Raw genomic sequence first — 20,404 nt, 5'->3', positions numbered from 1 at the left:
AGCGGCGCACGTTGATCGATTTTTCACATAGAGGTTTTCATGAGCGCAAGGACGTTAACCTGCCAGGTAACGGCCGTTGAGGATTTAAATCCTGACGTATTTGGCGTGACGCTAAAAGGGCGCGCAGAATCAATGCAGCATGCGCCTGGGCAGTATCTAGAACTTAAATTGGATGACAACACCTGGGTGCCTTTTTCAATTGCCAGTGCCGAGCAGGGCGATGGCGTCATTGAACTGCATATTCAGCACTGGCCTGAGCGCGATAATTCAGTACGACTTCGAAATCTGCTCCAGGTGGCCAATCAGCTAACGCTGCGCTTGCCCGGCGGTGAATGTGTGGTTGACGCGCAAAGCGAGCGTCCGCTGCTGCTGATTGCTGCTGGTACAGGGTTTTCACAAATGAAAGCGATTGTTGAGGCCACCCTGCGTGACCAGCCTGAGCGGCCAATCTCACTCTGGTGGGCTGCCCGTGAGCATCGCGACCTTTACGCTGAAAGCCTGGCGACTGAGTGGGCGCAGCGCTATCCCAATGTAACGTTTAAAGCGGTCACCGAATTTCCGCTAACTGAGCCTTTGGCAAGCGGCGAGCGTATTCATCACCATCAGGGCCGGGTTGATCTTGTACTGGAGAAAGCGGCGCTGACGTTCAGCGATTATGACGTGTATCTCTCCGGCTCGCCCGGCATGGTATACGCCTGCCTGGATGTGTTGGAAGCCAAAGGCGTGGTGAGTGAGCGGGTTTTTTCCGACGTATTTGCTTATGCGCCGCGTGGGTGATTGACCCACGCGTTAGCCTGTCACTTTTTGGCTATGGCGCTGTTTGTTAATCAACAGTTGCCATTTGCCAAGCTTAAAGGCAGGATAAAGATATACATTTTTTAAAACGATTTTTTGCGGCCCCTTGGCTTGCCAATCATCAGGAAAAATATGCACACACAAGCGCCTTTCCACACTGCTAACAGTCTGCCTTTTATGGCGGTTAGTGTGTGCATGAGCGTTGTGGCCTATTTTGGATATTGGTTTAGCCACGGTGTGCCCGCGGCCGACGGTTAACGTCGCGCTACCAGGCACACCCTCCAGGTTGCCTGCCGAATCTTCAAGCCCCGGTTGGTAACCCCGCCGGGGCTTTTTGCGTTTAACGGCTTTTGCCATAGGAATTTCATTAAGGAGCTTCACCATGATGTATCGCGCTTATAACGTCACTATTGCTACCGGCTATGTGGGCTATGGCTGGCGATTTAGCGACGCGCGGTCGGTGCAAGCTGCCACCTCCGACCGTGCCCGTTTGGGTGGTAACGCCAATCAACGATGTCATGTGATACCGGAGAGTTAATGATGAATGCCCAGGCAAGCCTAGCCCCGATCAAGAATGCCAACGCCAAACCCCCTGGCGACAGTACGCCCAGCCCTGTTAATCACTTACCGACACCCGCCGAGTTACGCCAAAGCGTTGCCGTTGATGCTCGGTTAGGCCAGCAAATTTCTCAACAGCGAGAAGCGGTTCAGAAAATATTAAGTGGCCAGGATAAAAGATTATTGGTGGTGGTAGGCCCCTGTTCTATCCATGACCCGGACGCAGCGCTTGAGTACGCTGACCGTTTGGCGGTGCTAAGTGAGCAGGTGGATGAGCAGATTTTACCGGTAATGCGGGTTTACGTTGAAAAGCCGCGTACGACGGTTGGCTGGAAAGGGCTGGCCTATGACCCTGATTTAGATGGTCGTGGCGATATGCCCAAGGGCATTACCCTCTCTCGTGAATTGATGCATGCCGTTGCCGCCCGAGGCCTACCGGTGGCCACCGAGCTGCTTCAGCCCATGCTCGCGCCTTACCTGGATGACCTTTTAAGTTGGGTCGCGATTGGCGCGCGCACTACAGAGTCGCAGCTGCACCGTGAGCTGGCCAGTGACCTGGCCGCGGCGGTTGGGTTCAAAAATGCCACCAGCGGTGATGTGCAGGTCGCGATTGACGCCATACAAGCTGCCGCTCATGGGCACCAGCGCTTTGCTCAAGACAGTCATGGGCGCCCCATCATGCAGCAAACAGCCGGTAACCCTCATACGCATGTTGTGCTTCGCGGTGGGCATGGCGAGCCGAACTATCAGGCAGCGCACGTTCAGGCAGCTATCAAGGCGCTGCATGAGGCAGGTCAGAACCCACGTTTAATGGTCGACTGTAGCCACGCCAATGCACGTAAAGATCATCGCCGTCAGAATGAAGTAATGCTGGATGTGCTGGCCCAGCGGCAGGCGGGCAACGCCAATCTGGTCGCCTTGATGCTTGAAAGCCACCTGTTTGAGGGCAAACAGCCGTTAAACCCTGGTGCACTGCGTTACGGTGTCTCGGTAACCGATGCCTGTGTTGGCTGGGAGGCGACCGAGCGGTTGTTAAAAATGGCCGCAGAACGATTAAGCGCACATTAAGCGACTCAGGCTTGTTTGCGTTGGTCAGCCCCGTATCATAGAGCACTCATTTGGATTGCGAGGTTGGCCATGGTTTTTACCCTTGAGCCGCATGATGTACAACGCTACCGTCGTAAGGCGCGCATGATTAGCTTTGCGATGGCGGGTCAACTGGTCATTTTTGGAATGCTGTTTTCCATGCTGCTGACCTCTGCCTTGGGCAGCAGCCTATGGCTCTACGCGCTGGGTATCTTCCTGGGACTTCTAGCCACCAGCGCACTCTTTGCGGTGCTGCGCGAACGGCCCTGGATGACCGAGATGCGCTACGTATGGCAGTTAAAGCAACACCTGTCGCAAATCAGGGGGTATTTACCTACGCTTAGGCGTGCACTTGAAGATGATAATCAAGCCGCGCTTAATATCGTGACCTTTTACCATCAAGGGATAACGCAGCTAGCCGAGCTAAACGGTCGTGAGCCCTCTCAAGACCCTACGTGGCTGGCCGAGAAGCGTCACTTGGCGGAAAAGCGGGCAGCATTGGGATTGCCGCCCAAGTTTGATACCTTTGATCCACAGGATCTACACGCCTTTAAGCGAAGCTAGTGCATTACACAATAAATCACGCGCGCAGGGAGCCTTGATAGATGACGTTTTTTACCCCCCTTCGATTAGCCGCTGTGGGTGCTTGTTTGATGGCACTCACCGGCTGTGCCTCTACGTCTTCACCAGCAGACGAGTCTGGCACAATGACCGTTAACAGCAGTGCCCCGTTGTTGCCCTCGGTACTTTTTGCTGGAAACGCCGAGCAGTACCAGGGCTGGCACTGCCAGCCCGCTGACCAGAATTTAGTGACAGCGACAAATACTAATGACCTACGGCTTTGGTCGCTGCACGGCGCCTGGCTGCTGCCTCAAGCGGTCGTCGCTAACGGGGCTCGCTACCAGGATGGCAGTATCAGTTTTTGGAACCGAGGTAACCAGGCCATGGTGGAAACACCGCGTGGCCAACTGCAGTGCACCCTTGGCGAAGAGCGTAAAGTCCTTACTCGTGCAGAGCGGCCAGGCGTTATGTTTTTTGGACATGGCAATGAGCCAGGCTGGGTGGTCGCGCTCGCACACGATTCCCCCACGTTAACCCTGGAGCTTAACTACGGCGAGGAGCGTATTGAGCTACCCTATATGGTGAGCGTGATGGACAACGAAGCGGGCCGGGTGGTGCTTGAAAACGCCCGCGTTGAGCCTTTCTTTCGGGTGCGTATTGAAGCGGGCGCTTGCTTTGACAATATGAGCGGTTTTCCCTTTCCTGCGCGGGTAACGCTCAGCTACGGCGGTGAGCAGTTCAGTGGTTGTGGGCAGGGAATCGCCCCCTAAGCTTTTATTTCAGCGCCTATCAGCCATCACTGCTAGCGGTGCGGTGGCCACCGCTTAGCAGTGATATTGAAGCGGGTCAGCGCGCCAATCAGGCGAGATAAAGTCGCTTGCACAAAGTGCCATGGCATCTCCAGCGGCCCTTGCTGCGAGACGCGACAGCATATTTAGCTGCAGCCCACGTGCGGTCTCGATCTGCTCGCTTACATCCACGGGTATCCATGTGTCATCCTGCAGCGCTGCGAGGGTGAAGCTGAACGGGTGAAAGCCGGGATAGCCCAGCCGAAGATCGGTAGCAATTAATGTTTCATGTCCCTCAATATTGATGGTGTCATAGCGCAAAAAAGGGCCAGTAAACCACATTAGCCGCTGGCCAAGCGGGCCCGCCAACGCACTCTCTTCAAGCGCTATATTGCGGTATAGCGGTTCCAAACGTGGCTGACGCTTGCCATCAAATACGCTAATCAGACCTTCATAATAGCGATCTTCATTGACCACGGTAGCTCGCCATAGCACCGTGTTAAAAGGGGTTGGTTGAACCAGTAAAGGCGCCTCCTCTAGCCCCATCTCGGCAAGAACCGTTGCCAGCCGGTGCTCAATGTTCAGCTTCGCTCCGGCTGCTAGCAATAAGTAAACACTTGAGACAGCCAGCGCGGCCGTAGCGTACTTTTGTACCTGTTTTGACGTGATGCCTACGATTAAACCAATTAGAAGAGGCAGGGTGTAGAGCGGGTCAATGATAAATACAATCGGCCAGGCGACCGGTGATGTTTCTAGCGGCCAGAAGAGCTGCGTGCCATAGGTGGTCAGAGCATCAAGCAGTGGATGCGTGATTAGCGTGAGTGTAAAAAAACACCACCAGTGGATAAAGGAAATATCTCGTGCAGGGGCAAAACGGTTGCTAAGCAGGGCTAATAACGTCGCGAGTCCGGTCAGTACAAATAACGAGTGGCTAAACCCGCGGTGCTCGGTCACATTAGCGATCGCATCGCCATAGTCCAGCGCTACGTCGAGGTCGGGCAGCGTGCCCAATAGTGCCCCTATGAGAATGGCTTTACGGCCCAAGCGCCGACCCAGCACCGCACCGCCAATCGCAGCGCCCAACGCCGCCTGTGTGATTGAGTCCACTAACGTCTCCTTTGAGATAGCCCTCAAATAGCACTATACAGATTTTTCTTTGAATTCGACCTTGTATAATAAATCTGTCTAATGGTTAGTTAAAGCAGGCCGTCATTTAAACCGATAGTGGTGCAGGTCGGGCTGAATAATGAGCTTTGACGAGCATTTGGGCATACGCTACCTGATATGCATAAGATTTGCTGGTTAAGACCTATTCTGTTTCCATCCATATAATGGATATCCGCGTTAACATTCATTTACCGGCCTTAATGAAAAGGAAATAACATGCAGTTTTTACACACGATGGTACGTATCAGCGATCTGGATGCATCGCTTCACTTTTACTGTGACCTGCTGGGCCTTAAAGAAGTACGCCGTAAAGAGAATGAAAAAGGCCGCTTTACGCTGATCTTTCTTGCCGCCCCCGAAGACGAAGAACGCTCAGCGCAGCTCTCCGCTCCCGAACTTGAATTGACGTATAACTGGGACCCTGAAACTTACACTGGCGGGCGTAATTTTGGTCACCTGGCCTATCGAGTAGACGATATTTACGCGCTTTGTCAAAAGCTCCAGGACGCCGGTGTTACTATTAACCGTCCTCCACGGGATGGACACATGGCATTTGTTAAATCGCCTGACGGTATCTCCATCGAGCTACTGCAAAAGGGCGACACGCTAGCACCTCAAGAGCCATGGGCTTCCATGGAAAACAGCGGCAACTGGTAAAACCTATAAGGTGATAATTATGTCCATGAAGACGTTAACGCTGCGTCATTGCTTGCTGCCCTTGTGTGTATCGGCGGCTTTTCTTTTGAGCGCGTGCAGCAGTTCGCCCGCGCCTCAAGAGAGTCATGAAGCGCCGAGCAGTGCGGAGCTTTCAGGAGCGATAGTGGATCAGCGCTGGGATCTTCTGTTGATCGGAACAGACGAGAAGTTAGCGTTTAATGAAACGCCGTTTTTTGAAATCTCTCCCGATGGAACGATCTCTGGTTATGACGGCTGCAACCGCTTTTCGGGGCAGGTAAGTCTGGGGGAAGGGCACCGTTTCGATGTTAAGCAGCTTGCCAGCACGCGCATGGCTTGTCCTAATATGGAGGATGCCCAGCAGGTAACGAATATGCTGGAAGGTGCTTATCGCTACCTCATTGACCATGACCGACTGGTCTTTTTTGGCCCAGATAGCCGAGTACTTGGCGGCTGGCGTGAGGGAAGCTAGCATCATCGCAACAGCGCGTGGGAAGTGTGATTGACGAAGCCTACCACCTGCCATAGCTTCGGCGTATACGTAGAGTTATAGATAAACTATAAAAAAACGCTCGGCTCCATTAAGAGCCGGGCGTTTTAGGCTGAACGAGTTACGTCCGCGGTTTACAGCGCTTCAATCTTGGTTTTCTGTTCTTGCAGCAGTTTTTTAGCCGACTGGAACTCGGCAAGCTTGCCGCGCTCTTTTTCGACGACTGCATCGGGGGCTTTAGACATAAACCCGGGGTTGCCCAGTTTTTTCTCAATGCCAACCATTAGCTTGTCCTGCTTTTCGATCTCTTTATTCAATCGAGCAAGCTCGGTGTCTTTGTCGATTAGATCGGCCATCGGCACCAGAACTTCCATATCGCCCACTAATTGCGTTGCTGAAAGCGGGGCATCGTTGGGGTTTTCAAGCCAGCTCGCGCTTTCCAGTTTGGCCAGTTTGGCCAGGAAATGGCGGTTACTTTCCAGGCGCTTGGCGTCTTCCGGCTTGCCTTTGGTTAACAGCACGTCCAGCGGCTTGCCGGGGGCTATATTCATCTCGGCGCGAATGTTACGCACAGCGATAATGACGCCTTTTAGCCACTCGATATCGCGGGTGGCCTGCTCGTCGATCTTGCTCTCGTCAGCTTCCGGCCATGCCTGAAGCATCAACGAGGCGCCTTCGCCCAACGTGCCCGCCAAGGGTGACACGCGCTGCCAGATCTCTTCCGTAATATAAGGCATCATCGGATGCGCCAAGCGTAGAATGGTTTCCAGCACGCGCACCAAGGTACGCCGTGTGCCGCGCTTGGCTTCAGCGGAGGCATTTTCGTCCCACAGCACTGGTTTGGAAAGCTCGAGATACCAGTCGCAATACTCATTCCAGACAAATTCGTAGAGCGCTTGCGAGGCGTGGTCAAAGCGGTATTCGTCCATCGCCTTGGTCACCTGGGCTTCTGTCTTCTGCAGCTCGGAAATGATCCAGCGGTCGGCCAGCGACAGCTCAACCTCGCTGCCGTCGGTGCCGCAATCCTCGCCTTCGGCATTCATGAGCACGTAACGCGAGGCATTCCACAGCTTGTTGCAGAAGTTGCGGTAACCTTCCAAGCGGTTCATATCAAATTTAATATCGCGCCCAGTGGTGGCCTGCGAGAGGAACGTAAAGCGCAGCGCATCGGTGCCATGGGCTTCAATGCCGTCTTTAAATTCGTCTTTGGTCGCTTTGGCAATCGTCTTGGCTTTTTGCGGCTGCATCATGTTGCCGGTGCGCTTTTCAAGCAGTGCATCCAGCGTAATGCCGTCGATAAGATCAATCGGGTCGAGTACGTTGCCCTTGGATTTGGACATCTTCTGGCCCTGCCCATCACGTACCAGGCCGTGGACATACACGGTTTTGAAGGGCACCTGGCCGGTGAACTTTAGGGTCATCATAATCATCCGGGCTACCCAGAAGAAGATGATGTCAAAGCCTGTCACCAACACGCTGGTGGGGTGGAAGGTTTCAAGTTCCGGGGTTTTTTCTGGCCAGCCAAGCGTGCCAAAGGTCCATAAACCTGAGCTGAACCAGGTGTCCAGCACGTCTTCGTCCTGAGTCAGCGCTATATCAGCGCTCAGGCCGTGCTTCTCTCGGGCTTCGGCCTCGGTGCGGGCAACGTAGACGTTACCTTCGGCGTCATACCATGCCGGAATACGGTGGCCCCACCATAGCTGGCGGGAAATACACCAATCCTGCAGGTCGCGCATCCATGCAAAATACATGTTTTCGTAGTTCTTGGGCACGAACTGGATGTCGCCTTTTTCCACCGCCTCGATAGCGGGCTTGGCAAGGTCTTCGACTGCCACGAACCACTGGTCAGTCAGCAGCGGCTCAATCACATCACCCGAGCGGTCGCCATAGGGCAGGGTGTTGTTGACGGCTTCCACTTGCTCCAGTAGGCCAAGTGCGTCCATATCGGCAACAATTTGCTTACGTGCTTCAAAGCGGTCAAGGCCTGCGTACTTGGCGGGCAGGCTAGCGTCTTCTTCCGGCTGGGGCTGGCCTTTAAGGTTGAAGATTTCCGCCTGCTCAAGAATCGTGGCGTCTTTGGAAAAGACGTTGATCAGCAGGTGGTTTTGGCGCTTGCCGACTTCATAGTCATTGAAGTCGTGGGCCGGGGTGATTTTCACACAACCCGAACCTTTCTCCATATCGGCGTGTTCGTCGGTCACTACAGGGATGCGGCGGCCCACCAGCGGTAGCTCAATAAATTTGCCCACCAGCGAGGCGTATCGCGCATCTTCTGGATTAACCGCAACGCCGGTATCGCCCAGCAGAGTTTCGGGGCGAGTAGTGGCCACCACGACATAATCCTTGCCATCGGCGGTTTTAACGCCGTCGGCCAGCGGATAACGGAAGTGCCAGAAGCTGCCTTGCTGCTCCTTGTTCTCCACTTCCAGGTCGGAAATCGCCGTGTGCAGCGTCGGGTCCCAGTTGACCAGCCGCTTGCCACGATAAACCAGTTTCTCTTCATGCAGGCGCACGAAGACTTCCTGAACGGCTTTATAGAAGCCGTCATCCATGGTGAAGCGCTCGCGACTCCAATCAACGCTGGCGCCCATGCGGCGCAGCTGGCGGGTAATGTGCCCGCCAGACTCTTCCTTCCACTCCCAAACTTTATCAATAAACGCATCGCGGCCCAGGTCGTGGCGCGTTTTGCCCTCTTCTGCCGCGATCTTGCGTTCAACCAGCATTTGCGTGGCGATACCGGCGTGGTCGGTACCTACCTGCCACAGCGTATTGTTACCCTGCATTCGCTTCCAGCGCGTCAGGGTGTCCATGATGGTGTCCTGGAACGCGTGGCCCATGTGCAGGCTGCCGGTGACGTTGGGCGGCGGAATCATGATGGAGAAAGGCGCGCCCTTACCCGAAGGGGCAAAGCGGTTATCGGCTTCCCAGCGCTGATACCAGCGGGTTTCAATCTGTTCGGGTTGGTAGGTCTTTTCCATGGGGAGTCGGCTCACAACGTGCAAAAAAATGGTGACAAGTATAGCGCGATAAGAGGCAGAGCGTCAGGCCTTTGCCGAGGGGAGATGTAACCCACGCATCGCGATTAAACCTAACACAGGGCCTGGCAACAACCACCAGATAACCGCCACGCTCTGGCTTGCCCAAAGGGCGGTTACCAAGGCAATGGAGGGGATGGTCAAACCAAAGCCGATAGCGTTCATCATGGCCAGGGCCGCGCCCAGCCGTTCGGCTGGCGCGTGGGCTGATGCCAGCGCTGAAAACTGCGCTGAATCGGCAATCACGCTAACGCCCCAAACGCCCAGCAGCGCCAGCAGTAACCAGGGTGAAAGGCTGCCCAATAGCGGGTAAACCAGGCAAAGTACGCCCGATGTTAATAGCGCCACAAAAGCAACGTGGGCGCTACCCGCTTTCCGGCTCCACCGGCCTGCCCACACGCAACCAGGCAGGCCAAGGGCAATAACGGCAAAGCTTAGCCACGGCTGCAGGCTTGCTGACGCATTGAGCCGCTCAAGCTCGCGGCTAACCAAAAAGGGCACCAGCGCCCAGAATGCATAAAGCTCCCAACAGTGGCCGAAGTAGCCCAGTGCGGCCTTGCGAAACGGGCGCTGCTTGAACGCACCAAGCCCGGCCCAGGGGCGCCCGCTTCCGGCTTTGGCGGGTAGGTGGGGGCCAACACCTAGCCGGAAAACCATCCATGCCGCGACCAGCGCCAACAGCGATGCCAATAGCAGTGGCCATTGCCAAGGCAGGTGCAACGTTAATCCGCGCAGTAAATGGGGCGAGGCGATGCCTAGCGTTAACATGCCGACAAGCCAGCCCAGGGCCGCGCCCGCATGCGAAGGTGTCCAACTCACCACCAGCTTCATGCCCAACGGGTAGATGCCTGCCAGGCATAGGCCGGTGGCAAAGCGTGCCACTGCCGCCAGCGTTATGCTGTCGGCAACGCCAATAAATGCCGCGTTGATAAGCGCACCGAGCACCGCTGACAGCGCAAACAGATGGCTTGCTCGCATGCGGTCGGCAAGGCCGGTAATGGCGATTAGTAGCGTACCGGTGATAAACCCGGCCTGCACCGCGATGGTCAGTAAACCGAGATCACCTTCACTAAGACCCACCGCCTCCTGCAATGCCAAGCCAACGCCATTAACGCTAAACCACAGCGAGGTGCCAAACAGCTGAGCGAGGACGATAACTGCCAATGGATAGCGGGTTAGCTTGGAGGAGGTCTGCATTAGTACTCTCGTGTGTTGAGTTATTGTTGTTAAAACTGAGTATCCAAAAAGAACTACTCCTGTTCGCTCGATAAGCGAGCTCGAGCGCTTTCAATGGATTGATGCAGTTTGGCCTGCAAGGCCTCGCGGGATGGTAGGACGGTCAGGTATTCCGCCACGTGAATACCGCTGTTATCTAGCTCCAGCAGTTCAATCTGTTCCTGTTGCTTACCGGCACAGAGAATGATTCCTAGCGGCGGATTTTCATCAGTTTCTTGCTCATGTTTAGCCAGCCAGCGCAGATAAAGCTCCATCTGGCCTTTAAATTCAGCCTTGAAGCGCCCCAGTTTAAGGTCGATCGCTACCAACCGCTTAAGCTTGCGGTTGTAAAACAGCAAATCAATGTAGAAATCCTCGTCATCAATCTGAATGCGCTTTTGGCGCGCCACAAACGTAAATCCTGCGCCCAGCTCCAGAAGAAACTGCTCAATCTCGCGAAGAATAGCGTCTTCCAGATCTCGCTCCAGGTAACGATCATTTAAGCCGAGAAAATCCAGCACATAAGGATCTTTCAACAGTAGCTGTGGTGAGGGTTGGCCAGCGTTGCGCAGGTTTTGTAACTCATGATGAATGGTTTCATCCGGCTTGCGGGAAATAGCGGTTCGCTCAAATAACATTGATTGGATGCGCTGCTGTAACTGACGGGACGACCAGCCTTCAAGCTGAGATAGCTCGATATAAAAATCGCGCTTGAGCGAATCGTCGAGATAAATCAGGCTTTTTATATGGGTCCAGCTTAACTGTCTCCGCAGTGCGGAGACTTTCTTCTCTTCAGGAAATGTCTCGGCGAAGCGGATCATATGGCGTAGATTCTTTGCCGAAAATCCACGGCCGTACTCACTCGTTAATTGTCTCCCCAGTGAAGAGACAATTTGCTCACCATAACCGGCCCGCTCTTGCCTCAGAATTTCCCGATGAATGCGGTTGCCTAATTGCCAATAGAGAAGCGTTAATTCAGCATTGACGGATATTGCTGCCCGCTCTCTTGCTATGTCGATTAATTGGCGAAGCTCAGGCAGGAGTATTGAATCCTGAGTTGAGGGCTGGCTCATATCGTTTGATCCTTTCGATCAACAAGACCTGAATTATGTTCTTCGGGGGTTGATTGGGCGCTTTCGCTGATTGCTCTGGCATTACCCAAGCTTATGCGGCACCACTTCATGCCCAAGCTCTTTATAGCGCTGCCAGCAGGCGCGTTTGGCGACCAGAACGTGTTGATGCTGGTTGATAATTTCGGCAACGCGCGCATAGCGCTCAACGCCATCAGGAATATCGGGGTGCAGATTGAGAAGCGCGGTTTCTGCTTTGGGCGTAGGCAGGGTTTGCCAGCCCAGCGTTATCGGTACGCTGGCCGCCATTTCACTGTCTTCAAGCGCGTGGGGCAGGTAGGCGTCTTCGCGAAAACTCCACAGGGCCGCGTCAGCCTGCTCGGCCAAGGCCTTGTCTTCGCAGTGAAGGTGTAGCCAGTACCCCTTACGCCAAATGGTTTCGGCCAGCTTACAGGCGAATGCCAAACGCGCTTCCAGGGTGGTATCCGGGAGGATATAAAAATCGATGCGCGCCATAGCGGCTCCAGCTCTTTCAAAACACGTTTAAAACAGTGCCGCCGCCAGGGCTGGCGGCGGAGGGAGGCATTACACCAACCGGGTGAGCCAGCCGTGCTTGTCTTCACTGCGCCCGTACTGCACGTCGAGCAGCTTTTTACGAATGCGCATGGCCACTTCGTTGCCACCGTCGCCGTTCAGGCGAATACGCTCATTTTCCGTCACCAGCTCGCCCACCGGAGTGATGACCGCCGCGGTTCCGCAGGCGAACACTTCGCTAATCTCGCCGGACGCCGCGCCTTCGCGCCACTCGTCAATGCTGATGGGGCGCTCTTCGGGGGTTAAACCTTCGTCTTTCGCAAGCGTGAGCACCGAGTTGCGGGTAACGCCTTCCAGAATGGTGTCGGTTAAGCGTGGCGTCACCAAGCGTCCATCCTTGAAAACAAAGAACAGATTCATGCCGCCCAGCTCTTCAACCCATTTGCTTTCCTCAGCGTCAAGGAAGGCCACTTGGCCACAGCCGTGAGCTTCGGCCTCTTTTTGCGCGGCCAACGAGGCTGCGTAGTTACCGCCGCACTTGGCAAAGCCGGTGCCGCCCGGGGCTGCCCGTTTGTAGTGCGAGGAGAGCCAAATGGAAACCGGGCTGATGCCGCCCTTGAAGTAGGACGCCGCCGGGGATGCGATCACGTAGTAGTCCACTTCATGGGCCGGGCGCACGCCCAGGAAAGCTTCCGAGGCGATCATGAACGGGCGGAGGTAAAGGCTGCATTCGTCGGCATCGCTTGACGGCGTGGGCACCCAGGTCGTGTCCTGAGCCAGCAGCGCCTTGATGGAGCCAATGAAGTCTTCATCGGAGAGTTCCGGCAGTGCCAGGCGGCGGGCGCTGCGGCGAAAACGCTCGGCGTTTTTCTCCGGGCGGAAGGTCCAGACCGAGCCATCGGCATGGCGGTAGGCTTTGATGCCTTCAAAAATTTCCTGGCCGTAATGCAGGACCGATGCGGCCGGGTCGAGCGTCAGCGGGCCGTAAGGGCGCACCTGATGGCCGTGCCAGTCGGCATCGACCGTCCAGCGGATATTGACCATGTGGTCGGTGAAGTGCTTGCCAAAACCTGGGTTGGTCAGGATGTTGTCACGAATGCTGTCGGCCGTTGGCTGATTGGACGGCAGGATTTCAAAACGAGTCGTAGAGCTAGTGGGCACGGCGTGTTTTCTCCGCTAGAGCCAGGCCCCGAAGGGCGATATAAGCGTGTCGTTAGCGTAGCGCGTGCCATAAACGATAGAGCACACGCTAATACTTCCAGATTTAACGGTTGTGGCACTCAAAGGCAACCATTGAGCGCACGATCTGTGCGATTAGTTGGCGCTGATTTCTACCTGGCCGTCGGCTTCACGGTCTAGCAGGTACTGGGAAAGCAGGCCAACCGGGCGGCCGGTGGCGCCTTTCTGTTTGCCCGAGTGCCAAGCGGTACCGGCGATATCCAGGTGCGCCCATGGGAAATGATCGGCAAAGCGCGATAAAAAGCACGCGGCGGTAATCGTACCTGCTGGGCGCCCGCCAATATTGGCCAGGTCGGCAAAGTTGGATTCCAACTGCTCCTGGTACTCATCCCACAAGGGTAAATGCCAGGCGCGGTCCCAGGAGGCTTCACCGGCTTCCAGCAAATCGAGCGCCAGGTCGTCATCGTTGGAGAGCAGGCCCGTCGCGTGGTGGCCTAGGCCAACAATTACCGCGCCTGTTAGCGTGGCGATATCGACAACGCTTGCTGGTTTAAAGCGCTCGGCGTAGGTCAGTGCGTCGCACAGTACCAGGCGGCCCTCGGCATCAGTATTAAGCACTTCAACCGTTAGACCTTTCAGCGTTTTAATAATATCGCCAGGCTTGGTGGCAAGGCCATCGGGCATGTTTTCTGCGGCGGCGACAATAAATACCAGGTTGAGCTTGGGCTTGAGCGCAAGCATGGTCTTCACGGTGCCGAATACGCTGGCGGCGCCGCACATGTCGAATTTCATTTCGTCCATGCCTTCGCCGGGTTTCAGCGAAATGCCGCCGGTGTCAAACGTGATCCCTTTGCCTACCAGGACGTGGGGGGCTTCTTCACTCTCCGTCGCACCGTTGTACTTCATGACAATCAAGCGCGTAGGCTCGTGGCTGCCTCGGCCAACCGACAGTAGTGAGCCAGCGCCGAGGGCATCCAGCGCCTCTTCGTCGAGAATATCCACCTCTAACGCGCCGTTGGACGTCTTGCCCAACTGCTCGGCCTGTTGGGCCAGGTAGCTTGGCGTGCACACATTGCCCGGTAAATTGCCCAACGTGCGGGCGTAGTTGATGCCTTGGCCAATCGCTGCGCCAATCTGGGCGCCTTGTTGGGTTAGCGTCGCGTTTTCAGGCTCGCTAAACAGCGTGAGTGCGTTAAGGCGTGCTAAAGGTGCTGGCTGAGACTTAAACTGGTCAAAGCGGTAAACCGCGCGTTCTGCGGCCTCCAGCACCTTACGCGCTTTCCAACTGCTGTCGCGGCTTTCAAGAGGAACATCATTAAACGCGATGCTTGCTTCATCGACGGGCAGCTTGGTCAGTGCCACCATGGCTGCGTCCAGCGCTTTTAAAAAGGCGCCTTCCTGGCACTTTTCGCGCTCTCCGAGGCCTACTAACAAAAGCCGTTCTGCGCAAAGCCCCGGCGCGAAAGGAATCATCTGTACGTTGCCAAGAGCTGGATCGAAATCGCCGCGCTCAAGCAACTGACCGATTAAACGTTCACTGGCGTCGTCCAGGCTGGCGGCCGTGGGCAACAAGTCGCTACCTTTAAACATGGGGATGACGAGACAAGCCGTTTCGGTTTTGGCCGGATTGGCGGTCTGAACGGAAAATTCCATAACGTCTCCAACAAGACAAGCATCGAGGGATTCGGGATAATGCCCCGTACTGGGTGTTGGGTTAGTGTACCCAAGCCATGGGCGCATTGCATGGCATCCTGCACGATTAGCCGGAGAGGGCATTGATTTTATTTCGGTACTTAACTCGCGAAGTGTTACTCACCATGTCGGCTGTGGCAGGGATCTTACTGCTGGTCATTATGGGCAGTCGTTTTATTCGTTACTTCTCTGACGCGGCGGAGGGAGATATCCCCGTTACCATTCTGGGTAGCTTGATGATGTTTCATCTACCCGGCTTTATGGAACTGGTGCTTCCGCTTGCGTTTTTTCTAGGCATCCTGCTGGCCTATGGCCAAATGTATATGAACAGCGAAATCACCGTAATGGTGGCCTGTGGCATGAGCCCTCTGCGGCTGTTGCGAGTAACGTTGCTGCCCGCCTCGGTAGTGGCGGTGCTGGTGGGCTTTTGTAGCTTGTGGCTAACCCCCGCCGGGGCGTTGCAAACGGCAGCGACGCTTGAAGAGCAGCGCAGCCGGTTGGATGTATCGGTACTGGCGCCCGGGCGATTCCAGGATTTCGGTGGTGGGCGTACCGCTTATATCAGCGATTTCAGCAGCGACGGCACCGAGATGCAAGAGGTGTTGGTTCATGAACGGCCTAATACAGAGAGCCCACATAGCTTTGTTACTCGGGCCGGTTCGGGGTATCAGGAAACGCGCGTTGAAACGGGCAGCCGCTTTTTAATATTGGAAAATGGCGAGCGTTACGGTGTGGTGCCGGGCCAGCAGGATGCTCAACGGCTAACGTTTGAACGCTATACGATGCGCCTGGGGTTAAGTCGCGGCCTTCAGGAGTTTGATTCTATTGAGTACGCTACCACCGCGGCGCTTTGGGATGACCCTAACCCACGTGCCCAGGCGCAGTTTCAGTGGCGTACCGGTTTGCCGTTCATGGTCTTTGTATTAGCGCTTATCGCCCAGCCGCTTTCTCGGGTGAACCCACGCCAGGGCCGGTTTGCCAAGCTACTACCGGCGGTATTTTTGTATGTGGCTTATTTGAGCTTACTGCTTGCAGCGGTCGATGCGATTGGCAGTGGAAAGCTCTCGCCATTGGTTGGCGTTTGGCCCGTGCATCTCTTGTTTTTAGGCCTCGGCTTGCTGCTTTTGTGGCGCTCACAACGTAAGGGGATGCGCTAATGCTGGCTGATCGTCTGGATCGTTACATCGCTCGCAACGTGCTGGGGGCAATTATCGTTGTGCAGTTCGTCCTGCTGGGGCTGGATATCACCATTGCCTACATTGGCGACCTGAGCGATGTACAAGGGAATTTTACCGCGCTTGATGTGTTTCTCTATCTGCTGATGCGCGTGCCTTGGCGGTTTTATCAATACGCGCCCGTAGCGGTACTGATAGGCGCGCTCATTGGCTTGGGAAGTATGGCTTCCAGCAACGAGTTGACCGTGATGCGTGCTTCAGGTCGTTCGCTGGCGCGCATCGTCTGGGGTGTGATGAAACCGGTGTTGCTGGTGGTTGTGGCCGTGCTACTGGTTGCTGAGTTTGTAAGCCCGCGTACCGAGCAGTTTGCCGAAGCGTGGCGGCTTGAGCAGCGCCAAGGGGAAAGTGCTCAACCCGCCAGCCGTAGCGGCTGGCAGTTTGAAGGCGACAGCGTTTACCGATTTGGTGCCATACGGGCCGATGAGGTCGTGCTTGATTTAACCCGCTACCGGTTTGATGGGCGCCGCTTGGTGGAAGCCACCCACGCTGACCGGGCGCACTGGGAAGAGGGCGCCTGGCGGCTTGCAAACATCACCACGACACGTATCTATGATGACCGCACTGAATCCGACTATCAGGCCAGTGCTGTTTGGGAAACACAGATTACGCCGGTGCAGTTAGAGCGGCTGCTGCGCTCGGTCGATAGTCAGGCACCCAGCGAGCTATGGGCGTATGCACGCTACCTGCAAGAGCAAGGCTTAACGGCGGATCAACCGCTGTTGTACTTTTGGCAAAAAGTCTTAATGCCCCTCACCATGGGATCGCTGGTATTGATAGCGGCGTCCTTCGTGTTTGGCCCGCTGCGTACTGTGGCGGCAGGGACTCGCGTCTTTTATGGCGTCGTGACCGGGCTGTCATTTAAATATATGCAGGATCTGCTTGCGCCTGCGTCGACGATCTTTGGGTTTTCGCCCGTATGGGCAGTGCTGGTGCCAACACTCGCCTGCGCTGCTGTTGGGGTTTACTTCCTGCGCCGTAATGGCTGACGTCATGGGCGCTGGTTTAGGTCGCCGCCTAGGCGCTCTGCTCTACGACAGCGTGTTGGTGGTGGCGCTTTGGCTGATTGTAACCATTGTCCATCTGGCTTTTTTTCGACTGGTGTTGGGGCAGCCCGTTGAAGCCGTGGGGGCTTCTGCGCTATCGGTTTGGAGCCTGCGCGCGCTGTTACTGGTCTCCGTCACTTTTTTCTTCTGCTTTTTCTGGTCTCGTAGCGGCATGACGCTGGGTATGCAGGCATGGCACCTGCGCGTGCAAGCACCGAACGGGCAAAAAATCACCCTTAAGCAAGGCCTTGTTCGCTGTGTCACGGCTTGGCTCTCGCTGGCGGCGCTGGGCACGGGCTATGGGTGGGTGCTTGTCGATAAGCAGCGGCGCAGCTGGCCAGATATCGCCTCCCATACCTGTACGGTGGTAGTGCAAAAACGCTAGGACAAAAAAACATTAGTTTCTTCGCAACTAAATAACTAACAAGCTGAATTGAATAATAAAAGCTAGATGCTAAGGGCAATCACTGCTAAAGAGCATCTGTTTTTACTTGCAAAGATGTATGCGAATCATTTACATTCACCTCATGTGATTAATGAGGTGTCGCCATGTACGTTTGTGTGTGCAAGGGAGTAACCGATCATCAGATACGTCAGCAAGTGAGCGACGGAGCGCGCAGCTGGCGAGAAGTACGTGAAGCCACCGGCTGTGCGACCCAGTGTGGAAAGTGCGCTTGTATGGCTAAATCGCTAACGCGTGAAGCGGTACAAAATGCCCGTTTGGAAGCCGATATGAGTCTCGCTTACGCCGTATGACGCGAATCACTCTTGTTAGAGTTATCGTTAGCAAATAACTGATTTGTTTGAATTTTTTGATCTCTTCTTTATACTCTCAGAAAACTGGGAGTATGCCTTTGCGTGGCCTATACTCCTTTGTTAACGTAACTGTTTGATTGCTTAGAAACTCTCAGCATTACAACGAAAAGGTGACGTCATGAAAGGTGATCCCCAGGTAATTCAGCATCTCAACAAAGCGTTAGGCAACGAGCTTATCGCTATCAATCAGTACTTCTTGCACGCCAAGATGTACAAGGATTGGGGTCTAAAAGCACTCGCCAAATGGGAATATGACGAGTCCATTGAAGAGATGCAGCACGCCGATAAGCTAATTGAGCGCATCCTGTTCCTGGAAGGTATTCCTAACCTTCAGGACTTGGGCAAGCTGCACATTGGCGAAAACGTTAAAGAGATGCTCGAAAGTGATCTGCGTATTGAGCATGACGGCCGTAACGACTACATCGAAGCCATCACGTATTGTGAAAGCGTTAAAGACTACGTTTCACGTGATTTGCTGCGCGATCTGCTCGCCGATGAAGAAGAGCACATTGACCATATCGAAACCGAATTGAAGTTGATTGAGCAGGTCGGTATTCAGAACTACATGCTGCGCCAAATGCAGCTGGCGGGCGACCACGAGTAAGCGCTAGCCCAGCACTTATTGACGACCGCTCACAAAAATGCCCCCGACACTGTCGGGGGCATTTTTTTGCCTGTCATGAGTGCTATTGCCTAACGGGCGGGCTTGCTTGACCCCACAAAACTTGAAAGCGATACCGCCAGGACCGAGAGCAGCACCAGCGCCAGCGCAGGAATCAGCACCGCCCAGGGCGCACGCTCAATGTACGGCATACCTTCTGCCAGTACTAACCCCCACTCTGGCGAAGGTGGCCGTGGCCCCAGACCCAAAAAGCCCAGTGCCGCAAGCGCCAGCGCAACCCCTGGCAAGCGCAGCATGGCGTGGCGAAATACCGGGCCAATCACCGCAGGAAGAATATAGCGGCCCATCAAGCGCAGTTGCCCCACTCCTAGAAGGGGCGTGATGCGCACGTGGGGCTGGGCTTTTGCCTCGGCGACCAGCGCTGCTGTATGCGCCGCTAGGGGTGCCCAGGCCACCGCGGTAACCGCAATAACGGCGCCGCTGGTGCTGGGTCCCATCAAACCGGCCACGATAAGACCCGCAATGGTGGGCGGCGTTGCCTTGGTAATCTCTATGGGGCCGGTGGCAAGCTTGGGTGCCAGGCCAATCAAGAGCCCTAGAATCAGCGTGAAAAATACTACCGCAACCGCCATGCCAATCGTGGAGAGCGCACCATGGGCCACGCGGGCCAGAATATCGCGCCCAGTGCCGTCCGCCCCTAGCGGCAAGCCAAGACTGGGTGTTTCCAAGCGCATAAAGGCCGAACTAAACGGATCTCGGGTAATGCCTGCAATCACTAGCACACACAGCAGAAGAACCGCGACGCTCGGGACGATCCACGCTCGCCGCGATACGCTTTGCTCGGTGTGGGTCACGGGCAGTGCGCCCAGCCTAAATGCCCGGCCGAGCAGCAGCGCGCGGCCAATATTGGCAAGGCTGCCCAGCACAATCGCAATCACCAGCAGAATAAGAATGCCGGTTTGCAGTGCAGGCATGTCCTGGGCCGATGCCGCTCCCAGCGTTGCCCGGCCAAGGCCCGGAATCGAAAACACCTGCTCAACGGCTATCGCACCGCCGGTTAGGCCGACCATGACCATACCCACCTGGGGCATAAGGCTTGGCAGCGTACGGCGCAGAACGGAGAGCGTAATACGGCGATGAGAGAAGCCCGCCACACTCCAGGTGGCCACCCAACGCTCGGTAAAGGTGGCCGAGAGGCCATCGCTGAACAAGCGGCCCAGCAAGCCGCCTGCGGGAAGCCCCAGCGCCAATGCGGGAAGCACCGCGTAGCTCAAGCCGCGCCAGCCATAGGGCGGCAGCCAGTTAAGCCAGGCGGCAAACACTACCAGAAGCAACGAGGCGAGTAGAAACTCCGGCAGGGCCGTTAATGCCGCGCCCACGGTGCCAGGCGAGCGGCTAATCTGGCCACGCAAACCTTGCCGCACCACTGGCAGGCAAATAAGCGTTGCGGTAACCACCGCCACCAGCATGGCAAAGCTCATTAGCAGCAAGGATACCTGTGCGCTTTTTAGCAGGCCGGGCAGCACCGGCGCGCCTGAAATCCATGAGTTACCTGCATCACCCTGCAAAAGCCCCAGCAGCCAGTGCTTCAGCATCTCCAGCGGCCCGGATTCCAGGCCCAACTGAGCACGAATGGCCGCCAGTGCTTCTGGTGTTGCCTCCTGTTCGGCAGAACGCGCCCGCAAGATGCTGAGCGCCGGGTCGCGGCCTGAAAGCCAAGGCAGTAGCCCCACCAGAACCACAACGCCTGCCAGCGTCACTAGGCGTGACAACAGGGGAATAAACGGCTCGATGCGTAAGCGGCGCCACAGGGGCTGTGATGTTGCGTTAATCATGCGTGGCG

21 protein-coding genes are annotated in these 20,404 nt (G+C 55.6%); 12 read left to right on the top strand and 9 right to left on the bottom strand.

The genetic code is table 11. The features are described 5' to 3' along the window. Window positions 1–39 precede the first annotated feature (39 nt). Window positions 40–777 (top strand): NAD(P)H-flavin reductase, encoded by a 738-nt coding sequence (locus tag ACT3T7_RS04565; RefSeq protein ID WP_193055218.1) that lies wholly within the window; start codon window positions 40–42, stop codon window positions 775–777. Window positions 778–789: 12 nt separating this feature from the next. On the opposite strand, the gene ACT3T7_RS04560 is transcribed toward ACT3T7_RS04565, so the two are convergent. Then, entirely contained in the window at window positions 790–933 is a 144-nt protein-coding gene (locus ACT3T7_RS04560; RefSeq protein WP_193055219.1) for a hypothetical protein, read from the bottom strand. Window positions 934–1,177: 244 nt separating this feature from the next. On the opposite strand from ACT3T7_RS04560, the gene ACT3T7_RS04555 reads away from it, so the two are divergent. The 4 genes from ACT3T7_RS04555 to ACT3T7_RS04540 all read left to right on the top strand — a co-directional run bounded on the left by ACT3T7_RS04555 (window position 1,178) and on the right by ACT3T7_RS04540 (window position 3,770). Next, entirely contained in the window at window positions 1,178–1,333 is a 156-nt protein-coding gene (locus tag ACT3T7_RS04555) for a hypothetical protein (RefSeq protein ID WP_172118479.1), read from the top strand. A 2-nt stretch (window positions 1,334–1,335) separates the two neighbouring features. Then, on the top strand, window positions 1,336–2,421 hold the full coding sequence (locus ACT3T7_RS04550) for a 3-deoxy-7-phosphoheptulonate synthase (RefSeq protein ID WP_444630244.1): 1,086 nt from the start codon (window positions 1,336–1,338) through the stop codon (window positions 2,419–2,421). 69 nt (window positions 2,422–2,490) lie between these two features. After that, on the top strand, window positions 2,491–3,003 hold the full coding sequence (locus tag ACT3T7_RS04545; RefSeq protein ID WP_444630213.1) for a DUF3087 family protein: 513 nt from the start codon (window positions 2,491–2,493) through the stop codon (window positions 3,001–3,003). A 41-nt stretch (window positions 3,004–3,044) separates the two neighbouring features. Further along, window positions 3,045–3,770 carry an MliC family protein gene (locus ACT3T7_RS04540; RefSeq protein WP_444627619.1) on the top strand — a complete coding sequence of 242 codons (726 nt, stop codon included), beginning with the start codon at window positions 3,045–3,047 and terminating at the stop codon, window positions 3,768–3,770. A 54-nt stretch (window positions 3,771–3,824) separates the two neighbouring features. Here ACT3T7_RS04540 and ACT3T7_RS04535 read toward each other — a convergent pair whose 3' ends face one another. Then, a complete protein-coding gene (locus ACT3T7_RS04535; protein ID WP_172118561.1) occupies window positions 3,825–4,895 on the bottom strand; it encodes a metal-dependent hydrolase in 1,071 nt (356 codons plus the stop codon). A 276-nt stretch (window positions 4,896–5,171) separates the two neighbouring features. Between ACT3T7_RS04535 and gloA the strand changes: the two genes are divergently transcribed. Both gloA and ACT3T7_RS04525 read left to right on the top strand, forming a co-directional pair. Continuing rightward, the gene (gene gloA / locus ACT3T7_RS04530) at window positions 5,172–5,612 is read left to right on the top strand and encodes a lactoylglutathione lyase (protein WP_087109952.1); all 441 of its coding nucleotides are present in this window, start codon (window positions 5,172–5,174) and stop codon (window positions 5,610–5,612) included. Between the two features lie 19 nt (window positions 5,613–5,631). Beyond that, window positions 5,632–6,102 carry an META domain-containing protein gene (locus ACT3T7_RS04525; protein WP_444630212.1) on the top strand — a complete coding sequence of 157 codons (471 nt, stop codon included), beginning with the start codon at window positions 5,632–5,634 and terminating at the stop codon, window positions 6,100–6,102. A gap of 152 nt (window positions 6,103–6,254) precedes the next feature. Here ACT3T7_RS04525 and ACT3T7_RS04520 read toward each other — a convergent pair whose 3' ends face one another. From ACT3T7_RS04520 to ACT3T7_RS04495, 6 genes are all read right to left on the bottom strand, one after another. Beyond that, window positions 6,255–9,098 carry a valine--tRNA ligase gene (locus tag ACT3T7_RS04520; protein WP_444630211.1) on the bottom strand — a complete coding sequence of 948 codons (2,844 nt, stop codon included), beginning with the start codon at window positions 9,096–9,098 and terminating at the stop codon, window positions 6,255–6,257. A gap of 63 nt (window positions 9,099–9,161) precedes the next feature. Further along, complete coding sequence (locus ACT3T7_RS04515) at window positions 9,162–10,352, bottom strand: MFS transporter (RefSeq protein WP_444630210.1); 1,191 nt, start codon at window positions 10,350–10,352, stop codon at window positions 9,162–9,164. A 53-nt stretch (window positions 10,353–10,405) separates the two neighbouring features. Then, window positions 10,406–11,443 carry a PDDEXK nuclease domain-containing protein gene (locus tag ACT3T7_RS04510; protein ID WP_444630209.1) on the bottom strand — a complete coding sequence of 346 codons (1,038 nt, stop codon included), beginning with the start codon at window positions 11,441–11,443 and terminating at the stop codon, window positions 10,406–10,408. Between the two features lie 81 nt (window positions 11,444–11,524). Continuing rightward, on the bottom strand, window positions 11,525–11,956 hold the full coding sequence (locus tag ACT3T7_RS04505) for a DNA polymerase III subunit chi (RefSeq protein WP_444630208.1): 432 nt from the start codon (window positions 11,954–11,956) through the stop codon (window positions 11,525–11,527). A gap of 69 nt (window positions 11,957–12,025) precedes the next feature. Then, the gene (locus ACT3T7_RS04500) at window positions 12,026–13,135 is read right to left on the bottom strand and encodes a branched-chain amino acid aminotransferase (protein WP_172118567.1); all 1,110 of its coding nucleotides are present in this window, start codon (window positions 13,133–13,135) and stop codon (window positions 12,026–12,028) included. 153 nt (window positions 13,136–13,288) lie between these two features. After that, window positions 13,289–14,806, bottom strand: a complete 1,518-nt coding sequence (locus ACT3T7_RS04495) for a leucyl aminopeptidase (RefSeq protein ID WP_172118568.1) — start codon at window positions 14,804–14,806, stop codon at window positions 13,289–13,291. Between the two features lie 122 nt (window positions 14,807–14,928). Between ACT3T7_RS04495 and lptF the strand changes: the two genes are divergently transcribed. From lptF to bfr, 5 genes are all read left to right on the top strand, one after another. Then, window positions 14,929–16,002, top strand: a complete 1,074-nt coding sequence (gene lptF, locus ACT3T7_RS04490; protein WP_444630207.1) for an LPS export ABC transporter permease LptF — start codon at window positions 14,929–14,931, stop codon at window positions 16,000–16,002. Further along, window positions 16,002–17,066: an LPS export ABC transporter permease LptG gene (lptG, locus tag ACT3T7_RS04485; protein WP_087109933.1), complete on the top strand. Its 1,065-nt coding sequence runs from the start codon at window positions 16,002–16,004 to the stop codon at window positions 17,064–17,066. Before lptF ends, lptG begins: the two co-directional genes overlap by 1 nt. After that, window positions 17,059–17,508, top strand: a complete 450-nt coding sequence (locus tag ACT3T7_RS04480) for an RDD family protein (protein WP_172118570.1) — start codon at window positions 17,059–17,061, stop codon at window positions 17,506–17,508. Before lptG ends, ACT3T7_RS04480 begins: the two co-directional genes overlap by 8 nt. Before the next feature lie 164 nt (window positions 17,509–17,672). After that, window positions 17,673–17,879: a bacterioferritin-associated ferredoxin gene (locus ACT3T7_RS04475; RefSeq protein WP_087109929.1), complete on the top strand. Its 207-nt coding sequence runs from the start codon at window positions 17,673–17,675 to the stop codon at window positions 17,877–17,879. A gap of 178 nt (window positions 17,880–18,057) precedes the next feature. Continuing rightward, a complete protein-coding gene (bfr, locus tag ACT3T7_RS04470) occupies window positions 18,058–18,543 on the top strand; it encodes a bacterioferritin (RefSeq protein WP_172118571.1) in 486 nt (161 codons plus the stop codon). Between the two features lie 89 nt (window positions 18,544–18,632). Here the strand turns inward: bfr and ACT3T7_RS04465 are convergent, their stop codons facing one another. Next, the gene (locus ACT3T7_RS04465; protein ID WP_193056462.1) at window positions 18,633–20,396 is read right to left on the bottom strand and encodes an ABC transporter permease subunit; all 1,764 of its coding nucleotides are present in this window, start codon (window positions 20,394–20,396) and stop codon (window positions 18,633–18,635) included. Window positions 20,397–20,404 lie beyond the last annotated feature (8 nt).

Origin of the sequence: Halomonas sp. 111 (assembly GCF_052379685.1) — a bacterium.
Lineage (GTDB): Bacteria > Pseudomonadota > Gammaproteobacteria > Pseudomonadales > Halomonadaceae > Vreelandella > Vreelandella citrativorans.
Note: the sequence above shows the minus strand (reverse complement) of the source record. Positions and strands in the feature narration are given on the sequence as shown.